12 protein-coding genes are annotated in these 14,030 nt (G+C 74.9%); 8 read left to right on the forward strand and 4 right to left on the reverse strand.

Annotated features, from left to right (window positions below; all coding sequences use genetic code 11):
* Positions 1-84 precede the first annotated feature (84 nt).
* Positions 85-1,710, reverse strand: a complete 1,626-nt coding sequence (locus tag ACWDYF_RS01615) for an ABC-F family ATP-binding cassette domain-containing protein (protein WP_389464324.1) — start codon at positions 1,708-1,710, stop codon at positions 85-87.
* Positions 1,711-2,030: 320 nt separating this feature from the next.
* Here ACWDYF_RS01615 and ACWDYF_RS01620 point away from each other — a divergent pair, with 320 nt between their 5' ends.
* Both ACWDYF_RS01620 and ACWDYF_RS01625 read left to right on the forward strand, forming a co-directional pair.
* The gene (locus ACWDYF_RS01620; protein WP_389464322.1) at positions 2,031-2,720 is read left to right on the forward strand and encodes a GOLPH3/VPS74 family protein; all 690 of its coding nucleotides are present in this window, start codon (positions 2,031-2,033) and stop codon (positions 2,718-2,720) included.
* 207 nt (positions 2,721-2,927) lie between these two features.
* Positions 2,928-3,782 (forward strand): isocitrate lyase/PEP mutase family protein, encoded by an 855-nt coding sequence (locus ACWDYF_RS01625; protein ID WP_381739312.1) that lies wholly within the window; start codon positions 2,928-2,930, stop codon positions 3,780-3,782.
* 49 nt (positions 3,783-3,831) lie between these two features.
* Here the strand turns inward: ACWDYF_RS01625 and ACWDYF_RS01630 are convergent, their stop codons facing one another.
* Positions 3,832-4,248: a spore wall synthesis regulator SsgD gene (locus ACWDYF_RS01630; RefSeq protein ID WP_381739310.1), complete on the reverse strand. Its 417-nt coding sequence runs from the start codon at positions 4,246-4,248 to the stop codon at positions 3,832-3,834.
* Between the two features lie 276 nt (positions 4,249-4,524).
* On the opposite strand from ACWDYF_RS01630, the gene ACWDYF_RS01635 reads away from it, so the two are divergent.
* From ACWDYF_RS01635 to ACWDYF_RS01645, 3 genes are all read left to right on the forward strand, one after another.
* Positions 4,525-5,697 carry a WD40/YVTN/BNR-like repeat-containing protein gene (locus tag ACWDYF_RS01635; protein ID WP_389464319.1) on the forward strand — a complete coding sequence of 391 codons (1,173 nt, stop codon included), beginning with the start codon at positions 4,525-4,527 and terminating at the stop codon, positions 5,695-5,697.
* A gap of 70 nt (positions 5,698-5,767) precedes the next feature.
* Positions 5,768-6,094: a plasmid stabilization protein gene (locus ACWDYF_RS01640; RefSeq protein WP_381739307.1), complete on the forward strand. Its 327-nt coding sequence runs from the start codon at positions 5,768-5,770 to the stop codon at positions 6,092-6,094.
* A gap of 215 nt (positions 6,095-6,309) precedes the next feature.
* A complete protein-coding gene (locus ACWDYF_RS01645) occupies positions 6,310-7,017 on the forward strand; it encodes an endonuclease V (RefSeq protein WP_389464317.1) in 708 nt (235 codons plus the stop codon).
* 15 nt (positions 7,018-7,032) lie between these two features.
* On the opposite strand, the gene ACWDYF_RS01650 is transcribed toward ACWDYF_RS01645, so the two are convergent.
* Positions 7,033-8,217 carry a saccharopine dehydrogenase family protein gene (locus tag ACWDYF_RS01650; protein WP_389464315.1) on the reverse strand — a complete coding sequence of 395 codons (1,185 nt, stop codon included), beginning with the start codon at positions 8,215-8,217 and terminating at the stop codon, positions 7,033-7,035.
* A gap of 317 nt (positions 8,218-8,534) precedes the next feature.
* On the opposite strand from ACWDYF_RS01650, the gene ACWDYF_RS01655 reads away from it, so the two are divergent.
* The 3 genes from ACWDYF_RS01655 (at position 8,535) to ACWDYF_RS01665 (ending at position 13,164) form a co-directional block, all read left to right on the forward strand.
* A complete protein-coding gene (locus tag ACWDYF_RS01655) occupies positions 8,535-9,698 on the forward strand; it encodes a CaiB/BaiF CoA transferase family protein (RefSeq protein WP_389464313.1) in 1,164 nt (387 codons plus the stop codon).
* A gap of 11 nt (positions 9,699-9,709) precedes the next feature.
* On the forward strand, positions 9,710-10,924 hold the full coding sequence (locus ACWDYF_RS01660) for an acetyl-CoA C-acetyltransferase (RefSeq protein WP_389464312.1): 1,215 nt from the start codon (positions 9,710-9,712) through the stop codon (positions 10,922-10,924).
* 62 nt (positions 10,925-10,986) lie between these two features.
* Entirely contained in the window at positions 10,987-13,164 is a 2,178-nt protein-coding gene (locus ACWDYF_RS01665) for a 3-hydroxyacyl-CoA dehydrogenase NAD-binding domain-containing protein (protein ID WP_389464310.1), read from the forward strand.
* Positions 13,165-13,172: 8 nt separating this feature from the next.
* Here ACWDYF_RS01665 and ACWDYF_RS01670 read toward each other — a convergent pair whose 3' ends face one another.
* Positions 13,173-13,937, reverse strand: a complete 765-nt coding sequence (locus tag ACWDYF_RS01670) for a MerR family transcriptional regulator (RefSeq protein ID WP_389464308.1) — start codon at positions 13,935-13,937, stop codon at positions 13,173-13,175.
* Between the last annotated feature and the right edge of the window lie 93 nt (positions 13,938-14,030).

Raw genomic sequence — 14,030 nt, forward strand, 5'->3', positions numbered from 1 at the left:
CCGGACGGGCGACCCGTTCACCCGGACGAGGGTGCCGTGCGCCACGCCGTACGAGAGGCATGTCACACCCTCGGGGTCCGGCCGCTACGCGGGGCCCCCGACCGCCTCCCGGGTGGTCTCCGTCAGTCTCCCCTCCTCCAGGAGCAGCCACCGGGTGACGCCGATCGACTCCAGGAACGGCAGATCGTGGCTCGCCACCAACAGGGCGCCCTCGTAGGACTCCAGAGCGGTGGTCAGCCGCCGCACGCTCGCCAGGTCCAGATTGTTCGTCGGCTCGTCCAGCAGCAGGAGCTGCGGCGCGGGCTCGGCCAGCATCAGCGCGGCCAGCGCCGCCCGGAAGCGCTCGCCGCCGGACAGCGTCGCCGCCCGCTGGTCGGCGCGGGCGCCCCGGAACAGGAAGTGGGCGAGCCGGGCCCGGACCCGGTTGTCCGTGGCGTCCGGCGCGAACCGGGCCACGTTCTGGGCGACGCTCAGCTCGTCGTCCAGGACATCGAGGCGCTGCGGCAGGAACCGCAGCGGCACATGCGCCACCGCCTCGCCCGCCACCGGCGCCAGCTCCCCGGCGACCGTGCGCAGCAGCGTCGTCTTGCCCGCGCCGTTGCGCCCGACCAGCGCGATCCGTTCCGGTCCGTACAGGTCCAGACCGCCGCGCACACACGCGCCGTGGGCCGTCTCCAGGTCCCGCAGGGCGAGGACGGCGCGGCCCGGCGGTACGGCCGTGTACGGCAGCTCGATCCGGATCTCGTCGTCGTCGCGCACCGCCTCCACCGCCTCGTCGAGCCGCTCCCTGGCCTCGGCCAGCTTCTCCTCGTGCATCAGGCGGTGCTTGCCCGCCGACTCCTGCGCGGAGCGCTTGCGCTGGTTCATCACCGCCCTGGGCTCGCGTCTGGTGTCGTACATCTTCTGGCCGTAGCGCTTGCGGCGGGCCAGTTTCACGTGGGCGTCGGCCAGTTCGCGGCGCTGGCGGCGCAGATCGGTCCCGGCGACCCGGACCATCCGCTCGGCGGCCTCCTGCTCGACGGCGAGCGCCTGCTCGTACGCCGAGAAGCTGCCGCCGTACCAGCTGATCTCCCCGGAGCGCAGATCGGCGATCCGGTCGACCCGCTCCAGCAGGCCGCGGTCGTGGCTGACCACGACCAGCACGCCCGGCCAGGCGGAGACGGCCGCGTACAGGCGGCGCCGCGCGTACAGGTCGAGGTTGTTGGTCGGCTCGTCCAGGAGCAGCACCTCGGGGCGGCGCAGCAGCAGCGCGGCCAGCCGCAGCAGGACCGACTCGCCGCCGGACACCTCCCCGACGGTGCGGTCGAGCCCGAGGTGGCCGAGCCCGAGTTCGCCGAGGGCGGCCAGGGCGCGCTCCTCCACGTCCCAGTCGTCGCCGACGGTCTCGAAGTGCTCCTCGGACGCGTCGCCCGCCTCGATGGCGTGCAGCGCGGACCGCCGTGCGGCGATGCCGAGCGCCTCGTCGACGCGGAGCGCGGTGTCGAGCGTGACGTTCTGCGGGAGGTGTCCGACCTCGCCGACCGCGCGGACCGTGCCGCCGGACGGGGTCAGTTCACCGGCGAGCAGTTTCAACAGGGTGGACTTGCCCGAGCCGTTGACGCCGACGAGCCCGGTGCGGCCGGGGCCGAAGGCGGCGTCGAGGCCGGAGAGGACGGAGGTCCCGTCCGGCCAGGCGAAGGACAGGGACGAACAGGTGAGGGATGCTGACATGGGCGCCTCGCGGGTGCTGGATGCGGTGGGTACGGGAAGCGGACATGCACCTGGACACCGCGGGACCACGGACACCGTGTGGGAGGGACGCCACGGGGCAGTAGAAAAGCCCTGGGCCGGACTCCGTCAGGACGGCTCGACGCCGAGGTCGCACGCGACGCACACACCTGTGCGGTGTGACGCGGTGTCTCAGGACCTCAGACGGACAACGTCCTTCTCCGATCGACGGCAACAGAATCGCTGTACACCGTAGGAGCGGCCCCCAGGGCTGTCAACGCGATTACGGGCGGACCCCCGCCCCGGGAAGAAGGAGGCCGCCCATGACCGACGGCGCGCGCCCCGCCGCCCCCCGGCGGCCCCCGCTCTCCCTGCCCGCCCGGCTGTCCCTGCTGGCCTGGGACACCGCCCGGCCGCCGCACGGCGGCGTCCTGCCCCGCCTGGTGCGGGCCGGTGCCCTGGCCGAACTGGCCCAGCGCGGACTGCTCGTCGACGACCACGGCATCGCCACCCCCGCCGACCTCGACTCCTCGACCGGCGACCCGGTCCTGGACGGCCTGCTCGAACTCGTCCGCGAGTCCGGGCCGCGCCCCTGGCGGGCCTGGGTGGGCGCGTGGGCCGGGTACACCTTCACGGCCGTACGGGACCAGTTGACCGCCGGGGGATGGCTGCGCCCCGGGCCCCGGCGCGCGCTCGGCTTCCTGCCGCCCGCGCGGTACACCCCGGCGCGCGCCGGGGTACCGGCCGCTCTGCGCGAGCGGGCGCGACGCCTGCTGGACGGCACCCGGCCCGCCGCGACGGCCGACGCGCGCGACGCGCTCGTCGTGGTCCTCGCGGTGGCCGCGGGGCTGCTTCCCGCCCCGCCCGGCGCCGACCGGGCGGCCCGGGAGCGGCGCGCCGACGATCTGGCCGGGCGCGCCGCGGCGGCGGACCCCGCCCTCGGCCGGGTCCTCGACGAGCTGCGCGCCGCGCTGTCCGCGACGGTCCCGGCGGCGGCACCCGCACGCGGCTGAACCGCGTCGGCCCTGGACCTGCCTGCCTGTCTGCCTGCCTGTCCGGCTCGACTCGTACGGACCCACGCGGCCCGGCCCGCCCGGGGTCCGTCCGCCCGGCGTCTCGGCCCTCGGCCCGGACCGTCCGGCTCCGCCCCGCCCGGCGCGCCGCGTACACGGCGGATTCCTGCCAGCCGTGCCCGGCGTCCGCCTGGTTGGGTTCCGGGCATGACGAACTCGAACGCCGATACGAACGCCCTGCGCGAGCGCGCCCTCGCCTTTCACGCCCTGCACGTCCCGGGCCGCCCGCTGGTGCTGCCCAACGCCTGGGACGCGATGAGCGCGCGGCTCGCCGAGGAGGCGGGCGCGGCGGCCGTGGCGACCACTAGCGCGGGGCTCGCCTGGGCGCTGGGCGAGGCGGACGGCGACCGGCTGGACCGGGACCGGGCGCTGGCCGCCCTCGCCCGCGTCACCGCCGTCACCGGCCTGCCGGTCAGCGCGGACATCGAGAGCGGCTACGCCGAGGACGCCGCCGCAGTGGCCGCCACCGTCCGGGCGGTGCTCGCCGCCGGGGCGGTGGGCGTCAACATCGAGGACGCCGCGCACACGGCGGGCGGGGGCGCGCTGCGGCCGGTGGCCGAACAGGCGGAGCGGCTGGCGGCGGCGCGCGAGGCGGCGGACGCGGCAGGGGTGCCGCTGTTCGTCAACGCCCGCGTCGACACCTTCCTGCGCGGTGCCGGGGGAGTGGACGCCACCCTGGAGCGGGCGGCCGCCTACCGCGCGGCGGGCGCCGACGGCGTCTTCGTGCCCGGGGCCGTCGATCCGGGCGTGGTGAAGGTGCTCGCCGACGGCGTCGACGGCCCGCTCAACGTGCTGGCCGTGCCCGGCGCCCCGCCGGTCACCGAGCTGGCCGCGCTCGGTGTCGCACGGGTGAGCGCCGGATCCGCCCTCGCCGAGACCGCCTACGCCGCCGCCCGCCGTGCCGTGCGGGAACTGCTGGCGCGGGGCACCCTCGGCGCCCCGGCGGACGGCTTCGGCTACGCCGCCCTGAACGCGCTCGCGGCCCGCGCCGACCGGACCTAGGAGCAGGCCCTGGCAGCCGGTCCTGGGGTCGCTCCCGGCCCGGAGCGGGTCAGAGCACGTCCCGCATCAGCTCGGCGAGGTCGTGGTCGAGGTCGAGCTGCCGGTACTCCAGGCCCATGGGCACCAGCTCACCCGTCGCCCGGAGGAAACGCCGTATCTCACCGCTGAGGACGTGCACCACGGCGGTGCCCTCCGGGGCGTGGAACTCCAGGACGGTGCGGTCGTATCCGTAGGGGCGGACACGGACGTCCCCGTGTCCCTCGGGCTCGCGCAGACCGGCCGCCAGCAGATCGCGGGCGAACGTCCAGCAGACCTCGACACCTTCGAGGGTGGCGGGCGCCGGGAAGGTCATGCGGACGGCGAACGGGTCGCTCCGGTCGTAGTGCAGTGTGGCGGGGATGCTGGGCATCCGCGGGGCTGCCGCGACCAGGCGTGCCTCGACGGTCTGCTCGATGACGGTGGACAACGCCTTGCTCCCTTGTGACGTCTGACGGCCGGGGGACACGTCCGGGTGGATGAAGCTCGGGCACTGGAAGAGACGACTGAATCAGCCGTTGAGTGCACACGGGGAGCGAGTGACCTCGGTCACCGCGTTCATGCATGCGAGTGACATGAGTCTCGGCCGGACCGTCCGTCCGGTGTTCCGCCGTGCGTGCGGCGGGAGTTGGCGGAGAAGTCTGGACGCCGTCCGGCCGGTGGGCTAGCTTCGCCCGCCATGAGGCGCTGGGGAACGATGCGATGGATGAGCCGCGAGAGCCGTACGAGCAGCATGAGCCGTACGAGCAGCATGAGCAGCACGAGCCGGGGGAGGGGACCGGCGGCCCGGACCGGGCGGACGGCGGCCGTGGTCCTGGGAGTGGCGGTGCTGGCCGTGTCGGCGGCCGTGCCCGCCCAGGCGGGCGGCGGGGACCGGGACGCGGCGGGGGCACGGCGGCCGCACGCGCCGCACTGGCGGCTGACGGACGGCGGCGCCCCGGACGTCCGCTTCCGCGGGCTGTCCGCCGTCAGCCGCCGCACCGCCTGGGTGGCCGGTACCGGCGGCACCGTGCTGCGCACCACCGACGGCGGCGCCTCCTGGCGGAACGTCTCCCCGGCCGGCGGCGCGGACCTGGAGTTCCGGGACATCGAGGCGTTCGACGCGCGGCGGGCCGTGGCGCTGGCCATCGGCGAGGGCGAGGCCTCCCGGGTGTACCGCACCGAGGACGGCGGGGCGACCTGGACGGAGTCCTTCCGCAACACCGACACCGCCGCCTTCTACGACTGCCTCGCCTTCTTCGACTCCCGGCACGGCCTGGCGATGAGCGACCCGGTCGACGGCAGGTTCCGCATCCTGTCCACCGCCGACGGCGGCCGCTCCTGGAAGGTGCTGCCCGACCGGGGCATGCCGGCCGCCCAGCCCGGCGAGGCGGGGTTCGCCGCGAGCGGCCAGTGCCTGGTCGCCTCCGGGTCCCGGGACGTGTGGCTGGCCACCGGCGGCGGCGCACGCGCGCGCGTGCTGCGCTCTTCTGACCGCGGGCTGACCTGGCGGGCCACCGATGTGCCGGTCCCGGCGGGCGACCCGGCCAGGGGCGTCTTCGCGCTGGCCGTCCGGGACCGCGCGCACGCGCTGGCGGTCGGCGGCGACTACCGCCCCGACCAGGCGTCCCCGCGCGCGTCCGCCACGACCTCCGACGGCGGCCGCACCTGGCGGCCGTCCGCCGCGCCGCCGCCGGCCTACCGCTCCGGCGCCGCCTGGCTCCCGTACACCCGGGCGTCCGCCCTCGCGGTCGGCCCCACCGGGACCGACCTCACCACCGACGGCGGCCGGACCTGGCGCACGGTCGACACCGGTTCGTACGACACCGTCGACTGTGCCTGGGACGGCGGATGCTGGGCATCCGGGGAGAAGGGGCGGATCGCTCGACTGGCGGACTGAACATCGCCTGATGTGACGAATTGTTCCAGGATGCGGGTATCCGTTCCTTGACAGAGAGGAAGTGAACGGCATGCCACGCGGGTCGAGTCCCAAACGCGAGCGCCAGTACGAACACATCAAGGAGAGCGAGCTGGAGCGGGGCCGGAGCACCGGCCGGGCCGAGGAGATCGCCGCGCGCACGGTCAACAAGGAACGCGCCCGCTCGGGCGAGTCCAGGACCGCGAGCCGCGTCTCGACGCAGGACATGTCCTCCGGCCGGCGCGGCGGACAGCGCTCGGGCCACGGCTCCCAGGGTCCCACCTACGACCAGCTCTACGAAGAGGCCAAGCGGCGCAACATCCACGGCCGTTCGGACATGAACAAGCAGCAGCTCCAGCGGGCCCTGGGCAAGAACTGACCGGGCCCGCGCGGGACGGGCCCGCCACCGGCACACGCGGCCGGACCGCGAGCCCGTCCCGGAGCACCGGGAGCGGACGTCCTCCCCGCCCTGCACGGCAAGGCCCCACCCTGCACGGCAAGGCCCCACCCTGCACGGCAAGGCCCCACCCCGCACGGCAAGGCCCCACCCCGCCGCCCCGGCCCGGCCGTGCCACGCCGTAGGCTCCTCGCACCATGACGACGACCGTAGGCATTCCCGAGGGCTGGCCCACGACCGAGGAGCAGGCCCGCGCCCGCCAGGACGAGTTGCGCGCCCGCCTGGTGCTGGACGAGCCGGGACCGCCGCCGGGGACGGGGCATGTGACAGGGGTCGACGTCGCCTACGACGACGAGTCGGACGTCGTCGCCGCGGCGGCCGTCGTGCTGGACGCCGCCACGCTGCGGGTGGTCGCCGAGGCCACCGCCGTCGGCCGGATCTCCTTCCCGTACGTCCCCGGTCTGCTGGCCTTCCGGGAGATCCCCACGGTGCTCGCCGCCCTCGGCGCCCTGGACCGGGAGCCCGGCCTGGTCGTCTGCGACGGCTACGGCCTCGCCCATCCCCGCCGCTTCGGCCTCGCCTGCCACCTCGGTGTGCTCACCGGGCTGCCGACGATCGGCGTCGCCAAGAACCCGTTCACCTTCACCCACGACGACCCGGGCAGCGCGCGCGGCAGCGCGGCGCCGCTGCTGGCCGGTCCGGACGAGGTGGGCCGCGCCCTGCGCACCCGCGACGGCGTCAAACCCGTCTTCGTCTCCGTGGGCCACCGGGTGAGCCTGGACAACGCCTGCGCCCACACCCTCGCGCTCACCCCCTCCTACCGGCTCCCGGAGACCACCCGCCGGGCGGACGCCCTGTGCCGCAGGGCGCTCAAGGAGGCGACGGCGGACGCCCGTCCGGCCTGATCCGGACGAAAGACCCTAACGGTCCGCCGTCGTCGTGCGGAAGGCGATGCCCGCCGCGCGCAGCCGCTCGACCAGCGCGTCGCCCATCGCGACGGCCGTCGTGACCTGGCCCGCCGTGTCGGGCAGGTCGTCCAGGGCGAGGCTGAGGGCCGACTCGGCGAACATCTTCGCCGTCTCGTCGTACCCGGGGTCGCCGCCCGCCACCTCGGTGCGCACCCGCCGTCCGCCGCCCTCGCCCACGAAGCGCACCGAGAACCAGCTCCTGGCCCGCCGCTCGGGGCTCGGCCCCTGCCCGGGACTGATCCGGCCGGACAGCCAGCGCCGGGCCGGGGGGAGTTGGACGGCCGCCGTGAGCGTGGTGACGGCGGCCACCCCGCCGAGGGCGACGGGAAGGTGCCGTACGGCCGCGTAGTGGCGGTAGCGGAAGTCGGGGCCGTAGCGCTCCAGCGCCCGCGCGGAGCGCAGCACGATCTGCGGATCGAGGGTCGGCAGCGGCAGCGCCCAGGCGCCCACCTCCGGCGCGAAGCGCGGCGCGCACACCGGCGGCACCGAGACCCGGCGCCCCGGCAGCCGCGGCTCGTGCCGCGCGCGCTCCCGCGCCGCCGCGCGCATCCGCAGCGGCCGCGCGAACTGGTTGAGCGCGGAGGCCAGCGTCCCGCCCGAGAAGCCGGCGTGCGCCCGGACGAACCCGTCCACGGCCAGCGGCACGCCCTCGGGGAGCTGCCGCACGGTGACGTACACGCCCAGGTCGTGCGGCACCGAGTCGAACCCGCAGGCGTGCACCAGCCGCGCCCCGGTCTCCCGCGCGCGTGCGTCGTGCCGTACGTACATCAGATCGACGAACTCGGGCTCGCCCGTGAGGTCCAGATAGTCGGTGCCGCTGTCCGCGCAGGCGGCGACCAGTTCCTCGCCGTGGGCCACGTAGGGACCCACGGTGGTGGCCAGCACGCGGGTCCGCCGGGCCAGTTCCCGTACGGAGGCCGGGTCGGTGGCGTCCGCGCGCAGCACGGCGACGTCCGCGCCGCCGGGCAGTTCCTCGCGCAGCTCCTTCAGCCGCCGCTCGCTGCGGCCCGCGACCGCCCACCGCAGCCCCTCGGGGGCGTGCTCGGCCAGATACCGCGCGGTGAGCGTCCCCACGAACCCGGTGGCTCCGAAGAGCACGATGTCGTACGGACGTTCCGCCTTGTTCATCCTGCTCATGACACCCCTCGCTCCGCCGGACGGCGTCCCCGCGCCACTGCCGGTGGCCGAGGCTAGCGTGAGAGGGCCGGACCGGGCGACGCGGGTGGCGTCCGGCGCGCGCGGGAACGGCCGACGGCGGCCGGGACCGGCGGAACCGGGCGAGACCGGCCGGGCGCGGGCGCGGGTGCGGTGGTCCGGCGCGCACGGCGGGCGCACGCGCGGCGCGTCCGGCCGGGTTTGGCTAAGCGCTTGCTCGTTCAGGGCTTGTGCCGGGTGCGGCGCGTTCATAGCATCGTCGGTGTCACATCGGTTGTGTCACAGCGAGGGGGCCCCGGATGGCGACAGGACGGACACCCGGACGGGACGGCCCGCTGACCGGGGTGCGCGTGGTGGAGCTGGCCGGGATCGGCCCCGGGCCCTTCGCCGCGATGCTGCTCGGCGACCTCGGCGCGGACGTGGTGCGGGTGGACCGCCCCGGCGGCGCCGGCCTCGGCATCGACCCGGCCGCCGACGTCACCCACCGCAACAAGCGCGCGGTGGTCGTCGACCTGAAGTCCCCGGAAGGATCCGCCCGCGTCCTCGACCTCGCCGCCCGCGCCGACATCCTGATCGAGGGCTACCGGCCCGGCGTCGCCGAACGCCTCGGCGTCGGCCCCGAGGAGTGCCGTGCCCGCAACCCCCGCCTGGTCTACGGCCGGATGACCGGCTGGGGACAGGACGGACCGCTCGCCCCGCGCGCGGGGCACGACATCTCCTACATCGCCGTCACCGGCGCCCTCGGCCTGATCGGCGAGCCGGACCGGCCCCCGGCCGTCCCCGCCAACCTGCTCGGCGACTACGCGGGCGGCTCCCTCTACCTCGTCGTCGGCGTCCTCGCCGCCCTGCACCACGCCCGCGCCACCGGTGAGGGACAGGTCGTGGACGCCGCCGTGGTCGACGGCACCGCCCATCTGTCGGCGATGCTGCACGGCATGCTCGCCGCCGGCGCCTGGCAGGACCGCCGCCACGCCAACCTCCTGGACGGCGGCTGCCCCTTCTACGGCACCTACGAGACCGCCGACGGCCGGTACATGGCGGTCGGCGCGCTGGAACAGCGGTTCTACGACGAGTTCATGACCCGCCTCGGCATCCCCGGGCAGGCGCCCGCCCGCGACGACATGACCCGCTGGGGCGCGTTGCGCGAGGCGATCGCCGCCCGCTTCCGCACCCGTACCCGGGACGAGTGGACGGCCGTGTTCGAGGAATCCGACGCCTGCGTGGCGCCCGTCCTGTCGCTGCGCGAGGCGCCGCACCACCCGCACCTCGCCGCGCGCGGCACCTTCACCGAACACGCCGGCCTCACCCAGCCGGCCCCCGCGCCCCGCTTCTCCGCGACCCCCGCCACCGTGCGCACCGCGCCCGCCGGGCCCGGCCACGGCGCCGACACCGTGGCCGCCGACTGGCACCTGCCCGCCCTGTCCGTCCCGCCCGCGACCCCGCTCCCGGAAAACCCTCAGTGAAAGGTCTGCCCGTGACCACCGAAGCGTACGTGTACGACGCGATCCGCACCCCGCGCGGACGCGGCAAGGCGAACGGCGCCCTGCACGGCACGAAGCCCGTCGACCTGGTCGTCGGACTCATCCACGAGATCCGCGCCCGCTTCCCGGACCTCGACCCGGCCGCGGTGGACGACATCGTGCTCGGCGTCGTCGGCCCGGTCGGCGACCAGGGCTCCGACATCGCCCGGATCGCCGCCGTCGCCGCCGGACTCCCGGACACCGTGGCCGGGGTCCAGGAGAACCGCTTCTGCGCCTCGGGCCTCGAAGCCGTCAACCTGGCCGCCGCCAAGGTGCGCTCCGGCTGGGAGGACCTGGTCCTGGCGGGCGGCGTCGAGTCGATGTCCCGGGTGCCGATGGCCTCGGACGGCGGTGCCTGGTTCAACGACCCGATGACCAACCTGGCCACCGGCTTCGTGCCCCAGGGCATCGGCGCCGACCTGATCGCCACCGTCGAGGGCTTCACCCGGCGCGACGTCGACGAGTACGCGGCCCTCTCGCAGGAACGCGCCGCCACCGCCGTCAAGGAGGGCCGCTTCGCCCGCTCCCTGGTCCCGGTGAAGGACCGCAACGGCCTCGTCGTCCTCGACCACGACGAGCACCCGCGCCCCGGCACCACCGCCGACTCCCTCGCCGGGCTCAAGCCGTCCTTCGCCGACATCGGCGAGCTGGGCGGCTTCGACGCCGTCGCCCTCCAGAAGTACCACTGGGTGGAGAAGATCGACCACGTCCACCACGCGGGCAACTCCTCCGGCATCGTGGACGGCGCCTCGCTCGTCGCCATCGGCTCGCGCGAGACCGGCGAGCGCCACGGCCTCACCCCGCGCGCGCGGATCGTCTCCGCCGCCGTCTCCGGCTCCGAGCCCACCATCATGCTCACCGGGCCCGCCCCCGCCACCCGCAAGGCCCTCGCCAAGGCCGGACTGACCATCGACGACATCGACCTCGTCGAGATCAACGAGGCGTTCGCCGCGGTCGTGCTGCGCTTCGCGAAGGACATGGGCCTGTCGCTGGACAAGATCAACGTCAACGGCGGCGCCATCGCGCTCGGCCACCCGCTCGGCGCCACCGGCGCGATGATCCTCGGCACCCTCGTCGACGAACTGGAGCGCCAGGACAAGCGCTACGGCCTGGCCACCCTGTGTGTCGGCGGCGGCATGGGCATCGCCACCGTCGTCGAGCGCGTCTGACCCCCAGCGGCACCCCGGGCCGGCAGCGCCCAGGACCCCCGGACTTCTACGGAGACCCTGACATGACCGAGAGCACGACCATCCGCTGGGAACAGGACGACACCGGTGTCGTCACCCTCGTCCTCGACGACCCGAACCAGTCCGCGAACACCATGAACCAGGCGTTCCGCGACTCGCTCGCCGCGATCACCGACCGCCTGGAGGCCGAGAAGGACTCCGTGCGCGGCGTCATCCTCACCTCCGCCAAGAAGACCTTCTTCGCCGGCGGCGACCTGCGCGACCTGATCCGGGTCACCCCGGACACCGCGCAGGACCTCTTCGACGGCGGCCTCGCCATCAAGCGGAACCTGCGCCGCATCGAGACCCTGGGCAAGCCTGTCGTCGCCGCCCTGGGCGGCGCTGCGCTCGGCGGCGGCTACGAACTGGCCCTCGCCTGCCACCACCGCGTCGCCCTCGACACGCCCGGCACCCGGATCGGCTGCCCCGAGGTCACCCTCGGCCTCCTTCCCGGCGGCGGCGGAGTCGTCCGCACCGTCCGGCTGCTCGGCATCACCGACGCCCTGCTCAAGGTGCTGCTCCAGGGCACCCAGTACAACGCCCGCCGCGCCCAGGAGAACGGCCTGGTCGACGAGGTGGCCGAGACCCCCGGGGAACTGCTGGCCAAGGCCCGCGCCTTCATCGACGCGCACCCCGAGTCGCAGCAGCCCTGGGACCGGCCCGGCTACCGCATCCCGGGCGGCACCCCCGCGCACCCGAAGTTCGCCGCCAACCTGCCCGCCTTCCCGGCCAACCTGCGCAAGCAGACGGCTGGCGCGCCCTACCCGGCGCCGCGCAACATCATGGCCGCCGCCGTCGAGGGCGCCCAGGTCGACTTCGAGACCGCCCAGGTCATCGAGGCCCGCTACTTCGTGGAGCTGGCCGCCGGGCAGACCGCGAAGAACATGATCCAGGCGTTCTTCTTCGACCTCCAGGCCGTCAACTCCGGCGCCAACCGCCCCCAGGGCATCGAGCCCCGCCCGGTGCGCAGGGTCGCCGTCCTCGGTGCCGGGATGATGGGCGCGGGCATCGCCTACTCGTGCGCCCGCGCGGGCATCGAGGTCCTCCTCAAGGACGTCTCCCTGGAGTCCGCCGTCAAGGGCAAGGGCTACTCCGAGAAGCTGTGCGCCAAGGCCGTCTCCCGGGGCCGTACCAGCCAGGAGAAGGCGGACGCGCTGCTCGCCCGGATCACCCCCACCGCCGAGGCGGCCGACCTCGCGGGCTGCGACGCGGTGATCGAGGCCGTCTTCGAGGACCCGGCCCTCAAGCACAAGGTGTTCCAGGAGATCGAGCACGTCGTCGCCCCGGACGCGCTGCTGTGCTCCAACACCTCCACGCTGCCCATCACCGCGCTCGCCGAGGGCGTGGAGCGCCAGGGCGACTTCATCGGGCTGCACTTCTTCTCCCCGGTCGACAAGATGCCCCTGGTCGAGATCATCCGGGGCGAGCGCACCGGCGACGAGGCGCTGGCCCGCGCCTTCGACCTGGTCCGGCAGATCAAGAAGACCCCGATCGTGGTCAACGACTCGCGCGGCTTCTTCACCTCCCGGGTCATCGGCCACTTCATCAACGAGGGCGTGGCGATGGTCGGCGAGGGCATCGAGCCCGCCTCCGTCGAGCAGGCCGCCGCCCAGGCCGGCTACCCGGCCAAGGTGCTCTCCCTGATGGACGAGCTGACCCTCACCCTGCCCCGCAAGATCCGCACCGAGACGAAGCGGGCCGTCGAGGAGGCGGGCGGCACCTGGCCCACGCACCCCGCCGAGGCGGTCATCGACCGCATGGTCGACGAGTTCGGCCGCACCGGACGCAGCGGCGGCGCGGGCTTCTACGCGTACGGCGAGGACGGCCGGCGCGCCGGGCTGTGGCCGGGACTGCGCGAGCACTTCACCAAGCCCGGGTACGAGATCCCCTTCCGCGACATGCAGGAGCGGATGCTCTTCGCCGAGGCGCTCGACACCGTCAAGCTGCTGGAGGAGGGCGTCCTGACCTCGGTCGCCGACGCCAACATCGGCTCCGTGTTCGGCATCGGCTTCCCCGGCTGGACCGGCGGCGTGCTCCAGTACATCAACGGCTACGAGGGCGGGCTGCCCGGCTTCGTGGCCCGTGCCCGGGAGCTGGCCGGGCGCTACGGCGAGCGGTTCACCCCGCCCGCCCTGCTGGTCGCCAAGGCGGAGCGCGGAGAGACCTTCACCGACGCCCGCTGAGGCACGGCTCAGCCGGAGGGCGCGTCCTCGGCCCCGGAATTGCCCGGGGTCCCGGGCGCGCTCTCGGGCGCGCCCTCGGGGGAGCCGACCCACTCCCGCAGCTCCTCCTTCAGCGAGCGCTGGAAGGTGGTCAGCAGCGCCTGCACCACCAGCGGGTGCATGTGCGCGGACAGGGACCTCACGTCCTCGGTGTCCCGCTCGGCCACCGCGTCGCGCAGCAGCCCCGACAGCTCCCGGGCCGCCGCGCGCGCGTGCTCGATCAGCGCCGTACGGGCGGCGAGCACGGTCTCCTCGGACAGCGGCACGTCGAGCAGCTCCACCCCGAGCCGCAGCAGCCCGGTGTCGACCCGGAACGCGCCGTCCTGCCGGGTCAGCACGCTCATCGCGGCCAGCCGCTCCACGTCCTCGTCGCTCAGCCGCCGCCCGGCCCGCCGCGCCAGCTCGGGCCGGGACAGCGTCTCCACGCCCTCCGGCGCCCAGGAGGCGACCACCGCGCGGTGCACGGCCAGGTCGTGCGGGCTCAGACCGGGCGGGAGCTGCCGCAGATGGCGTTCGATCGCCGCCAGGGTCATGCCCTGGTGCTGCATCTCCTCGATCAGCTCCAGGCGCGCGAGATGGTCGCGGCCGTAGCGCCCCACCCGGCGCGGGCCGATCACGGGCGGCGGCAGGAGGCCCCGGCTGCCGTAGAACCGGACCGTGCGCACCGTGACCCCGGCACGCGCGGCCAGCTCGTCGATGGTGAGGGCCGGCTCGCCGGTGTCGGTGGTCGTCATGTGCAGCAGTATCGCTGTCGCACCAATGGTGTGAAAGCCGGTGACCGATCTGCGTGGAAAGTGTGAGAAGGCCCGCTGTGTGACATCTGTCAT

It is taken from the genome of Streptomyces sp. NPDC003284, assembly GCF_053589675.1.